The sequence below is a fragment of the Rhizobium sp. 18055 genome (assembly GCF_902706285.1).
Classification (GTDB): domain Bacteria; phylum Pseudomonadota; class Alphaproteobacteria; order Rhizobiales; family Rhizobiaceae; genus Rhizobium.
Genome location: NZ_CACSKD010000499.1, coordinates 1 through 385, shown reverse-complemented (window position 1 = coordinate 385; position 385 = coordinate 1). Strand labels below are relative to the sequence as shown.

At 53.8% G+C, this 385-nt stretch carries 1 rRNA gene; it reads left to right on the top strand.

Annotation, left to right across the window (positions count from 1 at the left end):
• Positions 1–385 (top strand): 16S ribosomal RNA (locus GVL52_RS30195); the annotation flags it as partial.

The following is a 385-nucleotide window of genomic DNA, read 5'->3' as shown; positions in this document are numbered from 1 at the left end:
AATAAAGAGAGGTCATGACGGTACCGTAAGAATAAGCACCGGCTAACTACGTGCCAGCAGCCGCGGTAATACGAAGGGTGCAAGCGTTACTCGGAATTACTGGGCGTAAAGCGTGCGTAGGTGGTCGTTTAAGTCCGTTGTGAAAGCCCTGGGCTCAACCTGGGAACTGCATTTGTGACTGCATTGCTGGAGTGCGGCAGAGGGGGATGGAATTCCGCGTGTAGCAGTGAAATGCGTAGATATGCGGAGGAACACCGATGGCGAAGGCAATCCCCTGGGCCTGCACTGACGCTCATGCACGAAAGCGTGGGGAGCAAACAGGATTAGATACCCTGGTAGTCCACGCCCTAAACGATGTCAACTGGTTGTTGGGTCTTCACTGACT